The organism is Dolichospermum flos-aquae CCAP 1403/13F (assembly GCF_012516395.1).
Classification (GTDB): Bacteria; Cyanobacteriota; Cyanobacteriia; order Cyanobacteriales; family Nostocaceae; genus Dolichospermum; species Dolichospermum lemmermannii.
The window spans coordinates 1,085,838-1,103,291 of record NZ_CP051206.1 but is presented as its reverse complement, the minus strand read 5'-3'; the positions used below and the strand labels follow the sequence as shown (position 1 = coordinate 1,103,291).

General features: G+C 38.6%; 12 protein-coding genes and 1 pseudogene. 6 read left to right on the top strand and 7 right to left on the bottom strand.

The window, feature by feature from the left end:
• Positions 1-360 precede the first annotated feature (360 nt).
• A complete protein-coding gene (locus tag HGD76_RS05635) occupies positions 361-1,119 on the bottom strand; it encodes an undecaprenyl-phosphate galactose phosphotransferase family protein (RefSeq protein WP_053541097.1) in 759 nt (252 codons plus the stop codon).
• Positions 1,120-1,231: 112 nt separating this feature from the next.
• Positions 1,232-2,374: a glycosyltransferase gene (locus HGD76_RS05630; protein WP_168695208.1), complete on the bottom strand. Its 1,143-nt coding sequence runs from the start codon at positions 2,372-2,374 to the stop codon at positions 1,232-1,234.
• 192 nt (positions 2,375-2,566) lie between these two features.
• Between HGD76_RS05630 and HGD76_RS05625 the strand changes: the two genes are divergently transcribed.
• From HGD76_RS05625 to HGD76_RS05610, 4 genes are all read left to right on the top strand, one after another.
• Positions 2,567-3,499 carry an NAD-dependent epimerase/dehydratase family protein gene (locus HGD76_RS05625; protein WP_168695207.1) on the top strand — a complete coding sequence of 311 codons (933 nt, stop codon included), beginning with the start codon at positions 2,567-2,569 and terminating at the stop codon, positions 3,497-3,499.
• Positions 3,500-3,826: 327 nt separating this feature from the next.
• Positions 3,827-6,385: a dynamin family protein gene (locus HGD76_RS05620; RefSeq protein WP_168695206.1), complete on the top strand. Its 2,559-nt coding sequence runs from the start codon at positions 3,827-3,829 to the stop codon at positions 6,383-6,385.
• A gap of 183 nt (positions 6,386-6,568) precedes the next feature.
• Positions 6,569-9,982: an acetate and sugar kinases/Hsc70/actin family protein gene (locus tag HGD76_RS05615; protein WP_168695205.1), complete on the top strand. Its 3,414-nt coding sequence runs from the start codon at positions 6,569-6,571 to the stop codon at positions 9,980-9,982.
• 67 nt (positions 9,983-10,049) lie between these two features.
• A complete protein-coding gene (locus HGD76_RS05610; protein WP_168695204.1) occupies positions 10,050-11,138 on the top strand; it encodes a hypothetical protein in 1,089 nt (362 codons plus the stop codon).
• A 53-nt stretch (positions 11,139-11,191) separates the two neighbouring features.
• Here the strand turns inward: HGD76_RS05610 and HGD76_RS05605 are convergent, their stop codons facing one another.
• The 3 genes from HGD76_RS05605 to HGD76_RS05595 form a co-directional block, all read right to left on the bottom strand.
• Positions 11,192-11,584, bottom strand: a complete 393-nt coding sequence (locus tag HGD76_RS05605) for a type II toxin-antitoxin system VapC family toxin (protein WP_168695203.1) — start codon at positions 11,582-11,584, stop codon at positions 11,192-11,194.
• Complete coding sequence (locus HGD76_RS05600) at positions 11,574-11,801, bottom strand: hypothetical protein (RefSeq protein ID WP_148763098.1); 228 nt, start codon at positions 11,799-11,801, stop codon at positions 11,574-11,576. Before HGD76_RS05600 ends, HGD76_RS05605 begins: the two co-directional genes overlap by 11 nt.
• A 130-nt stretch (positions 11,802-11,931) precedes the next feature.
• Positions 11,932-13,044 carry an AbiTii domain-containing protein gene (locus HGD76_RS05595; protein ID WP_168695202.1) on the bottom strand — a complete coding sequence of 371 codons (1,113 nt, stop codon included), beginning with the start codon at positions 13,042-13,044 and terminating at the stop codon, positions 11,932-11,934.
• A gap of 145 nt (positions 13,045-13,189) precedes the next feature.
• Here HGD76_RS05595 and HGD76_RS05590 point away from each other — a divergent pair, with 145 nt between their 5' ends.
• Positions 13,190-13,450, top strand: coding sequence for an AbrB/MazE/SpoVT family DNA-binding domain-containing protein (locus HGD76_RS05590; RefSeq protein ID WP_148763104.1), 261 nt, complete (start codon positions 13,190-13,192; stop codon positions 13,448-13,450).
• Positions 13,444-13,767: a type II toxin-antitoxin system PemK/MazF family toxin gene (locus HGD76_RS05585; protein WP_233467055.1), complete on the top strand. Its 324-nt coding sequence runs from the start codon at positions 13,444-13,446 to the stop codon at positions 13,765-13,767. The genes HGD76_RS05590 and HGD76_RS05585 overlap by 7 nt, the downstream gene beginning before the upstream one ends.
• Before the next feature lie 119 nt (positions 13,768-13,886).
• On the opposite strand, the gene secA is transcribed toward HGD76_RS05585, so the two are convergent.
• Together secA and HGD76_RS05575 are read right to left on the bottom strand one after the other, a co-directional pair.
• The gene (gene secA / locus HGD76_RS05580; protein ID WP_168695201.1) at positions 13,887-16,670 is read right to left on the bottom strand and encodes a preprotein translocase subunit SecA; all 2,784 of its coding nucleotides are present in this window, start codon (positions 16,668-16,670) and stop codon (positions 13,887-13,889) included.
• A gap of 141 nt (positions 16,671-16,811) precedes the next feature.
• Positions 16,812-17,348 (bottom strand): annotated as a pseudogene (locus tag HGD76_RS05575) (cytochrome C).
• Positions 17,349-17,454 lie beyond the last annotated feature (106 nt).

Genomic DNA, 17,454 nt, shown 5'->3' with positions numbered 1-17,454 from the left:
GAATGTATAGACTGACCCCTCTCCAAACCTCTCCCCTTGCAGGGGAGAGGCTTTAAAACCCCCATTCCCTTGCAGGGAAGGGGGGGTAGGGGGGTTAGGTTTTTGGAGATTACGGGTTTGATATAATACTTTTCAAACAACCTCTTAAAGGTCAACAAATATTTTTGCTAAAAAACACTTTAACAAATAATTATAGGTTTAGTTCAATTAATATTTTTAATTTTAAGTGTAATTAATTATTGTCAGCACTAGAAATTCCTTGAGCCGTATATATGCGTAAGAATAAATTTTATACCTTTGCTATCAAAAATAGTTTTTGGGGCATAATGTTGCCCCATAAGATGGAATTTGCGTACTTACTTAGTAAGCTCCTTTATTTTTGGGCATAATGACAACATTAACTGTTTTCAGGATGATCCACAAATCAAGCCAAAAATTCCTAAAATTGACATAATGGAGGTCTATTTGCACCCGGCGAGGATATGGAATATCATTACGCCCGGATACTTGCCACAAACCAGTAATTCCAGGACGAATCGTTAAAACATGATTGATATAATCACCATATTTTATTAATTCTTCCGCTACTAAAGGTCTTGGCCCAACTACACTCATATCTCCTTTGAGAACATTCCAAAACTGGGGAAATTCATCTAAGCTGGTAATTCGCAAAAAGTGACCAATTTTAGTGATTCTTGGGTCTGTTTTCAGCTTAAAATTGTCTTCAAATTCTGCTCGGAGGTTAGGTGATGTAGCCATCATTTCGACAAGAATTTCGTCAGCATTGTTGACCATGGTGCGAAACTTAATGCAATTGAAGCTGCGGTAGTTTTTGCCCACCCGTTCTTGAACATAAAAGATCGGACCCTTTGAGCTTATGGCTATCAATAAGGCCAATATCATGTAGATGGGAGAAAACAAAATCAAGACCGACAATGAAAAAACTATATCAAACAGTCGTTTAAAAAACTCTCCGTATAAACCCTCAAAAGATAAACTTCTGGATTTCACCTTTGGCTGTTTAACTTTTTGACCACGTTTTGATAAAACAGTCACAGATGTACCGTTATCCTTCCGCGGGTATCGCTTGCCGGAGAGGAGTGAACTCTGGGCAGTCATCATACTCCTTTATAATCCACACCACACATAGTCCCAATCTTAAAGCTAAAAGGCAGTAATTTTGAGGAAAAATTTGCACTCTTCTGAGAAAATAAATACAAAAGGCCGATGTTTACTTTTGGTAAACTCCTTTTTCACGACATTCATTCACAAAACCTAGATAACGTTCTGCAAAAACCTGGCGAGAAAATTGATTAGCGTGTGTTTGTATATACTCGTAATTGTATAAATGCTCATGATCTACAAATTTTTCTACGGCATCTACTATAGCTCCTACTGTTTGGATTTTAAATAATATACCAGTTCCTGTATCAGGATGTGTCTGAATATCTCTCACTGTTTCCAATGCACCACCTGCACCATAGGCAATTACGGGAGTTCCACAAGCTTGGGCTTCAACTAGGGCAATGCCAAAGTCTTCGCAAGCTGCATAAACAAAGGCTTTGGCACGGGACATATAATTTTTGACGATATGATCGGGTTGCCATCCTAAGATTTGAATATGTGGTTGAGCTATTTCCCGTAATTTGTTCATTTGAGGACCAGTGCCAATAATAACCAAGGGTTTTTTGAGGCTATTAAAAGCCTGAACAATTAAAGAAACTTGTTTATAACTCACTAATCGGGAAACTATCAAGTAAAAATCTTCTTTTTCTGGAGAAAATAAACATTCATCTAGGTTAACCGGTGGATAGATAACGGTTGCTTCCCGACGATAGCAACGCCAAATCCGTCTGGCTGTGTGTTGTGAATTGGCAATGAAGTAATCCACCCGGTTGGCACTGATTACGTCCCATTGCCGCAAATTATGGAGGATTTGGCGGGTGATCCAGCCGATTGCTCCTTGCCCTAGTTTGCTTTGGTTGAGATAATCAAAGGTTAAATCCCACGCGTAGCGCATGGGGCTATGGCTATAGCAGATATGCAATTGGTTAGGGGTGGTTAAGACTCCTTTAGCTACAGCATGAGATGAAGATAAAATAACTTCATATTGTCGCAAATCCAATTGCTCAATGGCCAAGGGTAATAGGGGTAAATATTTTTGGACTCCTTGACGGGCTTGGGGAAATTTCTGTAAAAACGTTGTGCCAATTTGACGTTTATACAGGTAACTTTCTGGATTGCTGGATTCAAAATCAATCAGGGCGTATAAATCAGCGTCAATGTGATTTAATATTTCCTGGACTACGAGTTCTGAACCTCCTGTGGCTTGAGGGGTTAACCACTCATGAACTAAGGCATATTCTAAGGACACGGTTAAGTTGAATGGGTGGAAGGTAAGTAGGTGAGCATTAAAAATTGTCGTTCGGAGAAGGCAGGGGGAAAGAGTTTGATCTCTCTAGATTGAATAGAAGATATAATCCTACCAAAAGATGTTCCTCTAGTGATACTACAACCTGATAACCTCTACAGATAGCGGTAATTTTTATTCAGGAATTAGAAAGTTATGCGGATTCTGGTTATCGGTGGAACTCAGTTTATTGGGGTGTATTTGACTCAACTGCTGATTAAGGATGGACATGAGGTGGTTTTGTTCAATCGTGGTAATCATGCTGCACCTGCGGGGGTAGGACAAATTATAGGCGATCGCACTAACTCAACTCAACTTCAAGAAAAGTTAGCACCAGAAAGTTTTGATGTCGTTTTTGACAATAATGGTAGGGAACTAACGGATACACAACCTCTGGCAGAAATTTTTCAAGGACGGGTCAAACATTTTGTTTATATGAGTTCTGCGGGTGTTTACCTCAAATCTGACCAAATGCCCCATTTAGAAGGGGATGCTGTTGATCCTAAGAGTCGTCACAAGGGTAAACATGAAACGGAAGCTTACCTCAAGCAGTTGGGAATCCCCTTTACTTCTATTCGTCCTACTTATATCTACGGACCGCAAAATTATAATCCCTTGGAAAGTTGGTTTTTTGATAGAATTGTACGCGATCGCCCGATTTGTATTCCTGGGAATGGAATGCACATCACTCAGCTTGGCCATGTCTGGGATTTAGCTCAAGCGATGACCCAGATAATTGGGAATAATCAAGCAATTGGGCAGATTTATAATATTTCGGGCGATCGCTTTGTCACTTTCGATGGGTTAGCGCGTGCTTGTGCTGTAGCTGCTGGTAAATCTGCCGATGATGTGAAAATCGTCCATTATGATCCGAAAAAGTTTGATTTCGGTAAACGGAAAGCTTTTCCGATGCGGGTACAGCATTTCTTTGCATCAGTGAATAAAGCACAAATAGAATTAAATTGGCAACCTCAATATGATTTGATTTCTGGTTTGCAAAATTCTTTAGTAAATGATTATTTAATCAATGGACAAGATAAATTAGAAGTTGATTTTTCTGTAGATGATGAGATTTTGAAAGCTGGGTAATTTCTGGCAGTTGCCGGGGTTTAGCATTGCTCATTGGTGTCAACTTAACGGTATAAGTAGGTTGGCGTTGAAAATTGTCGTCATAGCAAGGCAAGAGGCAAGAGGCAAGAGGCAAGAGTGAAGAGGGTTTGGGCGATTTTACTTTTCTTTACACAGATTGGTTTTATTGTGTTCACCTACTTAGATGAAGATTAGAAAAACAAAGAACAAAGAAATTCCCGCTTCCGTCTTGCGTCTTGCCTGTTTTCGTGGCACCACATAGGAATAGTTTTGAGGTTTTGTGTTATAACCCAGTTGTGAAAATGAACTCAAACGAAAGACTACTCTATGGAACCAGATAAGCTGGCACGATTGAAAGAGTACGGTGAATTTATCCTCCGCAAAATTGACTCAGTTCCCCAACGCCCTTCCCAGGAGGAAGATTGGGTTCCCACTAGCCTTGATGATTGTCTGCTGCGGCTGCGAGAGGCAGCAGAGAAAACTGTGGAACTGGCCAACTCACCGGTAAAAATTGGCATCATGGGGGAATTTAGCAGCGGTAAAAGTTTGCTGCTAGGAAGTCTCATTGGTTACGCAGACGCTTTACCCGTGAGCGAAAATCCGACAACCGGTAATGTCACGGCTATTCATATTAAACCCCAGGATGGTTTTGCAACTACCCAAGCAAATAATTATACGGTAGAATATTTATCCCATGAAGGGGTAAATGAGTGCTTACACTTCATGCTCAAAGAAGCAAACCGTCGCGCTGCGTCCGCTGGGGTGACACCTTTACAGGTAGCTAAAATTAAAACCGGTAAGGATATCAGTATTTGGTGTGAGGAAGTTTGGAAAAGTTCCAATAATTTAGAGTTGCGTTATTTGGTGCGGGAGTTAGTGTTATTTTTGCGGGCTTATCAGGCTTATGGTGAGGCTTTATGCGGTCGTCTTTACCCAATTGATGGGATTACAGCCCGTGAAGGTTTACAACTGGCAGAAATGCCCATGGCGATTCAATCTCTGAAATTTGAGGATTTACCAGCAGCGAATGTTCGCTTACCAAATGCGCCACAAAGGTTAGGAACGCAATTATTACAAACCAGTTTTCCCTTAATTCGTCGTGTTGATATTGATGTGAAAATATCACGAGAAATTTGGGATGTTACAGGTGCAGAAGAATTTGTCCTTTTAGATTTTCCCGGCTTGGGTGCAGCTAATTCTGGAACTAGAGATACATTTTTATCCTTGAGAGAATTGGCACAGGTACAGACAATTTTAGTCTTACTTAATGGTAAATCACCGGGGAGCGATCGCGCCAATAAAATCTTCACAATGATGCAGCAACAGCGTCCAGGACAAGACCTCAAGGATTTAATTCTTGTCGGTGTGGGACGTTTTGATCAACTGCCTTTAGAAAGTGAAGGAGGAGAAAGGGAACTAGATTTATTAATTGCTAATCAATCTGATTCTCAACCCTTACAAACAAATGCAGTTTTCCAAAAATTGAAAGTTCTCAAAACCATTATTGATGGGGCGGAAGCATTTACTTCTCAAAAAGATAGAATTGTCTTATTATCGCCACTGTTAGGATTGTCTGAATTTGCCAAACGTTCTAGTCAAATTAAAGCAGGTTCTGAGGAATTTCTTGCCAATTTAGATTATCCTGATTATCTGGAAAGACCGAAAAAATTACAACAGAAATGGGGTGATTTAAGTGAAGCTTTATTAGCAGCAGATGGGAGGAATCAATTAGGAAGACAATTAGGTTATTTTGCTCAAGATGGTGGGATTAGTAAATTAAGAGAATTGATTCAAACTCATGTTGCTAATCATGGCTTAAAGCAACTGTATGAAGATACTCGTCGGGCTGCTGATGTGATTCGTCAACAACAAGAATATCTCAAAGAAATTATTGCCGAAATCCATGAACAAGGCATACCCACAGTTGATACTCCAGCTTTACTAGAATTAAGATCAGCCATAGAAAGTTTAGATAGAACCTACAGAAACTTTCAGAAAGATTTAGGTAAAGAACAACTTAAAGATAGAAGAGGAATTGTAGTTAGTGATGTCATTAAAGATGAACTAACTTTGAAAATTTTGAATTGGAGTCAGTGGACATTATTATTTAATAAAATTCAAAATGGCACAATTACCTTAGCGGAATTTAAAGGTGCAGCGGGGAAATTATTTGATAGAGGAAATCGGGTAAATACCTCCATACCAACTAAGAGTGATGACTTTTATCCGGCTTTCGAGAAAACCGTTAAAGAACTGGAGAACTTTGCGAGCGATCGCATTCATCAAGCTGTGGTAGACTTATTAAGCTCATTGGCACATCAAATTACCTTAGAACGGGAAAAACTGCAAACCATTCTTATCCCAGAAATGGAACAAGAAATTGAATCAAAATTTGGACTTGAAGAAGCAGATTTATTTTATAAACTCTTACTAGGATCTGATCCTCGTCAATGGAAAGAAGCCATTATTGCCGAAATCAATAACCATGATCAAAGTATCAAACCAGAAAGTATTTTTCCCCTAGCCAGACAAGATGAAAAACACAGTGTAGGACAAATTTTTGATTGGTCACCAGAGAGAAATCAAAACACATCAAGAAGCGCAAATCATCAACTTTTCGTTTTACGACTGCGAGATGAAATTACCGCTAGTGCTAGTCTTCACCTCGTGCAGTATGTCAGTGAAAGTAATCAGCAAGTAAATATAGAAATCAATGGAATTTTAGATCAAATTATTCCCAGCTTGCAAAACCTGGCCAAAAAAGAAGCACTACTAAGATATATTGCTGCAAGAGATTCACAAACCGAATTAGCCATTCCAGCTTGGCTAGAAATCTTAACCGATATTGCCACAATTAATGAAGAAGAATTATTTACCTGCATTTAGTTGGTACTACTTTTATTCTTCATTCTTCTTCCTTTTTCCTTCTTCCTTCGTGTTCTTCGTCCCTTCGTGGTTCATTTAATCCATATTCTTTTATTAAGAAAAGAGTAAACCTTTAGTTATCAAATAAATTTAGGGAAATGCACTATCAATGAAATATTAACAAACAAAAAAGGAACATCAAAAATGCCTGTGGAAATTCAGCTTCTACCTAGCTTTAAATTAGGTGTGAAAGAAAACACACAGTTGCATCTACCCACCATCCAAATTGTCCCTATTAAAAGCAACATACCGTACATTTCTCGAATTACCTGCATAGTTAGAGGTACACCAAATGAATTAGCAGCACAAATTCAAAAAAGTTATAGACAATTTCACACAGCCACACCCAAACAAATTTATAATATTTCTCAATTAGGACAAGATCCCTGTCAGTTAGATGCACCTTTAATCACAATAGTTGATTGTACCTTAAAGGTGATTGTCGAATATTTTGATTCTGACGCTGGGGGAAAACCAAATTTGTCCATATCTAATCATGTATGTGCTGAATGTGATCTTTGGTTTATACCCAATTTACAGAAATCATCAAGTTCATCTACAAAAAATCATCTACCCATGAATACTTCACAATTTGATCACTATTTGAATAATTTAAGTCAACAACTCAGTGAAAAACTCAACGAAAAACAAAGAAAAAGATTTCCTGGTTGGTTAGCGTTAGATTTTGGTACTTCCAACTCCACAGTGACACTTTTTGACCCCATAGAAGTCCCCATTGCCGAAGTTTTACCCAGAGAACAAGAACTGAGATTAAGAGAACGGATGGCGGAATGGTTCAATTCCTCCCCAGATTTAGCCTTACCAGATGTTAGTAGTAGTGAGTGGGAAAAATTTCTAGTTGATATTAGCAAAAACTTAGCAATAGAATCAGATCAATTAAGTGAAATTTTTGAAAGTGATAACAAAGAATTATTTTTAGAAGCAATTCGCCAAATTGAATTATGTTTAGGAACAAGTGATAGATTTCGGCGGGCTGTTAGCAAGAAACTTTATGCTATATATCACGAAGTTTTCCGCGTTCCCACATTAGAATCACAAAATTTAATTCCCGTAGTTTTAGATATTGATAGACGCAGTACAGAAATTCCCAGTGAAATGGAAGTATCGCAATTAATTCCCTTAAAACTACGCATGGGTAGAGACGCAAGAGATAATAGAAAAAAAGCCATAGCCCAAGGAACAACTGTTTCAGTTAAAGAAATTATTAGCAGATTTCATCATTCACCCAAACGCTATTTTGGACAAGATCGATCTTTCCCAATTATCTTAGAAGAAGATGAAGAAAACATTCAAGTTAATCGCCTAATTCAAGCAGCTTGGGCGCAATTAATTGAACTAACAGAAGATTATCGGCAACGGGCTAGACGGAGATTTTCAGAAGGCGATTTTTTAACAGCAGTTGTTACCTATCCCACCGTTGCCCCTCCCGTAGTTCGCAAAGAAATCAAGCAATTAGTCCAGGAATTAGGCATTGATGATGTGCAAACAGCCTATGACGAAGCTGTTTCTGTAGCTATCTTTTTCCTGTGGCGAGAATTTGGCGGAAATCTCAATATTGGGATTGAATCTTTTAAAACTCGCTGTCGTCAAAATGGGAATAAATGGTCACAAAATGTCCTAGTTTTAGATATTGGTGGGGGTACAACAGACTTAGCTTTAATTGAACTTACTCTAGAAGATAAAACTCCCTTCTTTGCAGATCATGAAGATAGAGGTTTAGGAGGACGTTACTATAAACTTACTCCCAAATTATTAGGTTCTTCGGGACATTTACAATTAGGTGGTGAATTAATTACTTTACGAATTTTCCGTTTGTTAAAAGTTGCAATTTCTGATTTTCTGCTGACCGCAGTTACCACAGGTGACATTGAAAGCGATAAATTAGAAGACTTAATTAACTCTGAATTAAATGACCGTTTTTTAGAAGATGGAAAATTTAAAACTGGTAGTTTATTAAAATGTATAGATAAAGAAAATCCCGAAGGTGACGTTGCTTTTAAAGATGCCCTAGATACAGCGGAAAAAGTCTTACCAACTCGTTGGCAACAAGCCACCCAACGCCTACAAACCTTTTACACATTGTGGGATCATGCTGAAGCTGCTAAACTCAAATTAGGGCAAAAACCACCCGCAGATGGTTCTTTATTAACCTTCACTTTAAATGAACAACAAATTGGTGAACTTCTTGCCCAAAGTGCGATTAAATTTCAAGTTAGAAGTTCTGAATCTATTTCTCTAACTTTAGATCATCAGCAATTTGAACGGGCAGCAACTTCTTCAATTAAAGAAGCCATTGGTATTGCAAAAGGCTTAATGGAAAGCCGTCTTAATTCAGAAACAAATCAAAAAGTAGATTGGTTAATTCTGTCTGGAAAAACTTGTAACTTTAATCTTGTTCAACAACAAATTTACGAAGAATTTAGTAAATCGCCTTATTTTGTTTGGAATCCCGAACGAATTACTTTTGTTTTAGAATTTACCAAAATTGCCACTTCCGCAGGTGCTTGTTATGCCGAAAAATTGCGTCGCTTTCGATTTGATCCAGAAGAATCTAAAAATCTGTTACGTAAAGGTGCAAATCAACTAGAAATTGATGTCAAAAACCTGTTTTATTATCTTCCTTGCAACTTCAAACGCAAAACCCAAAGTAACGAACCATTAGCCATTTTTAATGCTGGACAAGAACTATATCAACTTGCACCTTGGGACACTGTTGCTAAAGTGCGGACACCTTGGCAGGGTATCCAATTAACAAATATTATCCATCGTCAAGATTATGAAAATGGCACTTTTCGCCTGTGGGGTAGTTTCGACGGTAAAATATTGATGGATAAATTGGGTATGGAAGAACAGGAATTTCTCAAAAAAATTAAAATCCAATTTGAGATTGACCAAGCTTTACAATTTAGCGTTTTACTATGCCGAGGTAATCCCCATTATTTAATAGATGTGGTTGGCATTGATATTAATTCAGTCATATCTAAATCTACTGAAAATACCTTATTTACTGATGGCAATTTAAAATGGAATATCGCCATAGAAAACCATCAACACAACTTAAATGATGGTGATATTGCTGTTAATGTTTTAGAATCTGCCACAGTTGATCAACCTCATGCTTATCATTTAGTATTTGCAGTTGATAATAATGAAAGTAAATCAATGGAAACATTTCATTATTTACAAGATGGTGTCAAACAACCAGGAACAGGATTAATCAGTAAACCTTTGCCATCATTTCCCCAAAGTGGTCAACACACCTTCTATATTTATCAAACTGATAGTGATACAAATACCAAAAAATGGTTACGGATTGGCACACTCAGCAGACCAGATATTATCACAGATTATCCTTGTCAATATCATGTAACTATTGATAACACAGGCATATTAAGAATGCACGCTGGGGCAGTTCCTTATTGGACATCTAATAATCAAGAATGTCTAGAACAAGAAGGATGTGTTTATCGGGCAGAATTGGAATTACAACCTAACGAAGTTGATAAAGAACGTGATCCTTTTTGCGGTATTCATTAATCTTATATCCCCGACTTCTTAAAGAAGTCGGGGATATAAAATCTTCTATTTTCATCCTAACAAAATTATGCAGAATTTACATAAACTACTAAATACAAAAAACTCAGAATTAGCCAAAATATTACGATTTAATTTATATGGATTAGCCGCAACTTTAACCAAAGCAAATCAAGAATATCCGCTTGATACCGGATTTCAGCTATCAGAAGAAATTCTCCAAGAACTTCATCAATTATTAGATCCCCGACTTATTGAAGAAGTTGGGGATCTAAAACAACCTCAGTTAATAAAATTAAAAGATGCTTTTAATTGTGATTCAGAATTAAAATCTTATCTAAGCAATTTTCATATCCAAAGTCAAACTGATGCGGAAATATGGAATGAAATTCATAGAAAACTGTTGCAAGTTCCTGAAGATGTAGCTACATTTTGGCGACATAAGGCCTTAGAATTAGCGCAAGAAGTAGGTGCAGTTGTAGATCATATAAATCTGGAGGAATTACCATTTGTCCGTGATGAAATTATTTATCCAGGGTTAAGTGGTACAGTTAAGGCCAAAGGATTATGTTTATCTCAAACAGCTTTGGTAAATTCAGGAATTGCCCAAACGCATCTTTCTGAAAATTTATATTTAATCGCCGGATTTTTACTTTTATATATTAAGTTTATTGAAATAGATCCAGACTTACATCATGCTTTAAAAAGTGTTTTTAGCTTTGATGTAGTTTCTTTACATTCTAAATTAGAACAACGTCATCAATATATTGACACATTAAGCGATCGCTTTCAACGCCTGCAAAAATCCGAGGAAAATACTGATACTATTTTAAATTTATGTGCCTGGATTGACATGGATGAAGCCATTCATTCCTTAGTATTTATCCCCCCGGCTGAGCGTTATTCTTGGTGGGGAAAATTACAAAAAGAATCTCGTCGTCTCCTCAGAAAAGCCGCAGACAAAGCAGTTAAAGCAGGTAATGAAGTCCGACTTAAACAGTTATCAGGACTGTATGCTGATGTTTGTGAATTTTCTAAAGATGACTTGCAATTAGACTGTGGTGGTAATCCAGGTGAAGTATTAACTTGTTTGCGAGTCTATACCAAAATTAATCAGCAAGAGTATCCGGGAAGGGTGATATTTCGGACTTTAAGGTAAGAGAATAATTGAAAATCATTACAACTCTCCTTCGTGGTTCATCTATTTTTATGCTATATCCAAGAAACTGTTTGTAAATTTTCAACCTCCTGAAAATGAGTATCGCGTGTAACTAAAATTAGATTATATTGAAGACTTATTGCAGCAATCCAAATATCATTTTCAGGTAACGGACGACCTTTTAAACGTAGCTGGTTTTTTATTTCACCGTATATTCGAGATGTTTCTGTATTACATTCAAGTACAGTATTATTAGCGATAAATTCTTCAATCCGTTCTAGATTCTCTTTTGAACGTCCTGATTTTCTCGCACCATAACACAATTCCCCGACTGCAATACTGGGAATGAAAACTTCATTTGCTTGTACAAGGTTATTTTTTACTACTAATTCACTACCAAAGAAAGCAATAATGATATTAGTATCGAGCAAGTATCTACCATTCATTAACATCAACCTTTTCACAATCTTGTTTTATTGCTTCACTCATTAGCTGTAAGTCTTCTTTAGGTATTGAACCTGCAAAATGCAGTAATTGTTTACCGGGAACACCTTTGATTTTTGAACTTGTCAAATTGCGGGCAAATTCTAGGACTTGATATTGCAAGTCTTGAGGCATTATTTTTAATTGTTCAATAACTTGGTCAGCAATAGATGTAGTCATAATATTTTTTTCCTACCACCATTAAATACTATGTTATTGTAAAATCAAAGTCAGTCAAGGGTAGACCTTGCTACCACGATCTGAAAAAGTCATACCTCTTGACTGCTAACTATATTATAATATGTCCTGTTTATAATCCAAACAAGTGAGAAATTTCAGGTAATAAATGATTGATTTCGTGAAATATAGCAGTTGCTGTCGGTAGCTCTGTTGATAATCCTTTAAGCATTCTAATTGCTCCTTTTGCTACTTGCTGCATTTTTCCTTCTTGAGGATTTTGTCCCGCTTCTGCTAAAGCTTGAACCTGAATCAATGCGTCCTTTTTATCTTCTATTGATAAACTGGATTCGTTTTCAATAACTGCTTGAAGTTGAACTAACTTATCCGCTAACTCTGATGCTTCTTGCGTATCTGCTGTTCGGAGTTGACTAATGGTATTACTTACACTACCACTAATATCGCCTCCTGCTACAACGCCACTAACTTCTGAGCTAATTACATTACTACTAACATCACGTCCAGCTTGAATTTTGATTGGATTTGTTTCAGACATATTCACCTCTTGATTATGATTTTGGATAATTGAACCCGAATTAGCAGTTTGATTATTCTCATGTAGAATACACTGATTGAATATGTAATTCACAACTCTTGTAGAAAGTGGTTGTTTGCCTATATTAACTTCTCCTAATTCTAGTGCTTCAGCTTCAATTGCTAAAACAAAATCTAAAATTCTGTTCTTAATTGTATCTAAAATAGCCACAAAGGCAGAAGTAGAAATATCTGTCCATGCCTGTCCACAAGACATATTTTCATAAACAATGTAGTTTAGACATACAACCAAATCGGCTGGCCAGATTAACTTCATAATGCTTGTATTATTTTGATTGGCCTGATTGACATTATTCTCTAAAGCACTGGCACTCATTAGGATATTTCTTAGTGATGCAGCTTTTCTAAAATCTTCAGGTATATTTGCCAAAGGAATTGGTGCATTTTTGACTCCGCTACCGAAACCTCCAAAAAAGTCACCACGACAACCCAAGTTTGTTAAAATCCTATAGTCTGGTAACTCATCTTCACTTTCATATCCATTAGCTTCTTTATCAACCCATTCCTTAAAAGCCTGATGATTCAAACGGTCAGCTAAAATTTTACACAAGCGTAAAACATCGGCTATTTTAAATGTTGGATCAACAGTTGCATCTTTAATTCGTCGCAGTAGACTGATTGAAGTGTTCACTAGAAAAATGTTGTAATCAATACCTATAACCTAATATAACTTAATGAAAGTTACTTAGACAAGTAATTAATGATTTTTCTTTTACTTGACTATTTTTATCGCTGTAATTACAATGTAAATACCACCCTATCCCCAAACACAAAAAATGGGTACAGCAATTAAAACCAGAATAGTCAAAATCGGCAATTCCCAAGGTTTACGCATTCCCAAAACCTTATTAGAACAAAGCGGAATTAACTCAGAAGTAGAAATAGAAGTTCACGGTAATCATCTGATTATTCGCCCAGTTACACAAATAAGAAAAGGTTGGGAAAAAGCATTTATAGAAATGGCAGAAAAACAAGATGATGTCCTATTAGATGATATCAACACAACAGAATGGGATAAAGATGAATGGCAATGGTAGTTAACAGATTTGATGTTTTCCTAGTTAATCTTGACCCTACCATTGGGAGTGAAATTAAAAAAACACGCCCCTGCTTAATAATTTCACCAAACGAGATAAACCACCATATTGCCACCGTCATAGTTGCACCAATGACAACAAAAGGGCAACCATACCCCACAAGAGTAACCTGTCAATTTCAAGGACAAAATGGACAAATTGTATTAGACCAAATTCGCACAGTAGATAAAACTCGATTAGTCAAACTTCTGGGTCAAATTACTACAGAAGAACAAAAAACAGTTCTGGATATCCTAGCTGAAATGTTCGCCGAATAACTCTTCTTCCTCCTCTTCCTTTGCGCCTTTGCTCCTTAGCGACTTTGCGCGAAACAAAAATAAAACAAAGACGCAGAAAACACCCTCCGTGCCTTGTGCGTCTCTGCGAGAAAAAACCCTTAAACCATCTCAGCAGTTTGTTGCGCTTGAGGCTGGAACATAAACAGAGAATAAACCACATCACGACGGATATTCACCATCATATCCAAGAACAACTCATAACCCTCACTCTTATACTCAATCAGCGGGTCCTTTTGTCCATAACCACGCAAGCCGACCGACTCACGCAAAGCATCCATTTGTTGCAGATGCTCCCGCCACAAAGTATCTATGCGTTGGAGAATAAAGAACCGTTCCGCTTGACGCATTAAACCCGGTTGAATTTGGTCAATTTGCGCTTCCTTCATATCATAGGCAATCCGCGCTTGTTCATGGAGGAACGCTTTAATTTCCGGTACTCCCATATCCTCCAACTGTCCAGACTGCATATCAGCCAACAGGTAAACAAACTCCTTCACCTTATCTACTAACTTTTCTAACTCCCATTCTTCCGAAGGTAAATCAGGGTTGATGTAATAATCAACGATGTCGTCCATCGTTTTTTCTGCGTATTTTATCACCTGTTCCTTCAAATCCTGACCTTCCAACACCCGGCGACGTTCCGCATAGATAGCCCGCCGTTGATTATTCATTACCTCGTCATACTCAAACACCTGTTTGCGGATGTCGTAGTAATAGGTTTCCACCTTTTTCTGTGCGCCCTCTAAGCTGCGGGTTAACATACCCGATTCAATCGGCATATCTTCTTCCACTTGGAAAGCATTCATTAAGCCAGCAACGCGATCGCCCCCAAAGATGCGTAATAGGTTATCCTCTAAACTGAGGAAAAATCTTGTCGTTCCAGGGTCGCCTTGTCTTCCCGCTCGTCCGCGTAACTGGTTATCAATTCGTCGTGACTCATGACGTTCCGTTCCAATTACGTGCAAACCACCTCTGTTGACAACGTCATCATGTTCGCGGACAGTAAATTCTTCATACTCATGCTTAATCTGCTGGTAAGCTTCCCGCAATTTCTGAATTACCAGGTCATCTGTCGGGGCTTTTTCCGCCGCCACAGCTACCTTCTCTTCTGCTTCCAATTCCGGTAAACTGCGCTCACCATAAGCCTTCACAGCCACCTCTACAGCCGCTTTTAAAAGCTGTTCTGTTTCCTTTCTTAATTGGGTGGGGAAAATTTCTGGAGAAGCCCGCCAAGTTTTCACCTTTTTACCAGGAACAAAGCCTTGTCCACCACCGCTACCACCTATCGGTAGTCCCGAAGCCCTTTGCATTCCAAAACTATCATCATCTTCGGGGCTAACAATGCGAGGCATAAAGTATTCCCGCAGTTTCAACCGCGCCATATACTCAGAGTTACCACCCAGGATAATGTCTGTACCCCGTCCTGCCATGTTCGTAGCGATAGTTACAGCCCCACTGCGTCCAGCTTGGGCAATAATTTCCGCTTCCCGTTCCACATTTTCTGGTCTAGCGTTAAGTAACTCGTGGGGAATTTCCATTTCCTTGAGGAGTCGGCTGAGAAGTTCGGACTTTTCGACGCTGGTTGTCCCCACTAACACAGGTCTACCATTTTCGTGCATTTCGGCACATTCTTTAGCGATCGCTCCCCACTTCCCTGGTTCAGTCTTAAACACCATATCAGACAAGTCTTCCCGTCTTCTAATCCGATTGGTGGGAATAATCGTCACTTCCCGTTTGTATATCTTTTCAAATTCCACTTCTTCAGTTTTTGCCGTTCCCGTCATTCCCCCCAACTTGGGATATAGCAAAAACAGATTTTGATAGGTAATTGTCGCCAAAGTTTGGGTTTCTGGCTGAATTTCTACGTGTTCCTTGGCTTCAATAGCTTGGTGTAAACCATCACTCCAACGCCGTCCCGGCAGTACCCGACCTGTAAATTCATCCACAATCACAATTTCGTCATTGCGGACAATATAATTCACATCTTTGAGAAACAATTCCTTGGCTTTAATCGCATTAAACATAAAATGCGCCCAAGGGTCTTCTGGGTCAAACAAATCTGTCACACCCAACTGATTTTCCGATTCGGCAAAACCCTCATCTGTCAATAGAACGTTACGATCCTTTTCATTAACTTCGTAATGTTCATCCTTTTGCAAGCTAAAAGCAATTTCTGCCGCTTGTAAGTATTTTTCCGTTGGTCTTTCCACCTGACCAGAAATAATTAGTGGAGTCCGGGCTTCATCCACTAAAATCGAGTCTACCTCGTCAATTACACAGAAATTAAACGGACGTTGTACCACCTCAGCCATTGAAGTAGCCATATTATCCCGGAGATAATCAAAGCCTATTTCGCTGTTGGTGACATAGGTAATATCACACTCATAGTTTTTTTGGCGTTCACTGGGGGTCATAGTGGACTGAATTAGCCCCACACTTAACCCTAAGAACCGGTGTACCTGACCCATCCATTCCGCGTCCCGACGCGCCAGGTAATCATTGACGGTAATTACGTGGACACCTTTACCAGTCAGGGCATTTAAATAACTTGGTAGGGTAGCTACTAAAGTTTTCCCCTCACCAGTTTTCATTTCGGCAATTTGCCCAGTATGCAGAATTATCCCACCCTGAAGTTGCACATCAAAGTGTCGCAATCCTAAGACACGCCGTCCTGATTCCCTAACCACAGCAAAGGCTTCCGGTAAAATATCATCTAGGGTGTCGCCATTGGCCAACCGTTGTTTAAACTCGACGGTTTTCGCTTTTAACTGTTCATCAGACAGCGGCTTAATATCTTCCTCTAAGAGGTTAATTTCTGTAATGTAAGGTTGGTATTTTTTAAGTTTACGAGCGTTGGGATCGCCCAACAAAAGTTTTAGCATGGCAGTTTATAGAATTAAATCAAGGGAAATGGAGATTTAAGCTTTAGCTATATAATTATAGACTTTGAATGTCATTGGTAATTGGTAATTGGTCAGTGGTCATTCGTCATTGAGAAAATTCTTCTTCCTAAACTCCTACCCCTACTTCCATTCTGGACTAAGGCTGCGGAAGTCGTACTTATCAGCATTAAAATGACAACTCACACAACTACCCATATTTATAGGAGTGGGTAATTTGACACCAGGATGCAAAGCCTTGAAATAACGAGAGTCCTTGAGACGCTAGGGTGTTGTTTCTTCCTGTAGTTGCACACGGGAAAAGGTGTAAAGATATTTTGATACTAAAAGATGTTCAAGTTTGCCTAAAGGCTTAATTTGTACGCCATAGTGCTGGGAGTCTTGTAAAAGGTTTTTCCAAGTTTAACTAGGAAATACAGCCGGTGGTAATGCGATATGACAAGATGAGCAGTTTTCTAAATACAGTTCTTGTCCTGGTTGGTATTGTGCTGGTACGACATCAACAGTTCCAACTGAGTCTACAGGATTTGCACCGCGAGCGCTGGTAGCGAATCCTAATATCCAGCCCATAGCCACACTCCAGGCAAAAATCACCAGCATGACGATAAGTAGTTGGCGTTTTAGTCGGCGGTGGGATTTGCTTTTTGCTACATTTGACATAAGGTTCTCAGTTAGGAGTTCAGACGGAAGAATTAGATCAAATTAGGAATAGTCTCGAATCTGGGAAGGTGATAGATTTTTGATGGAAGGGGGAAGGCAAAATTTT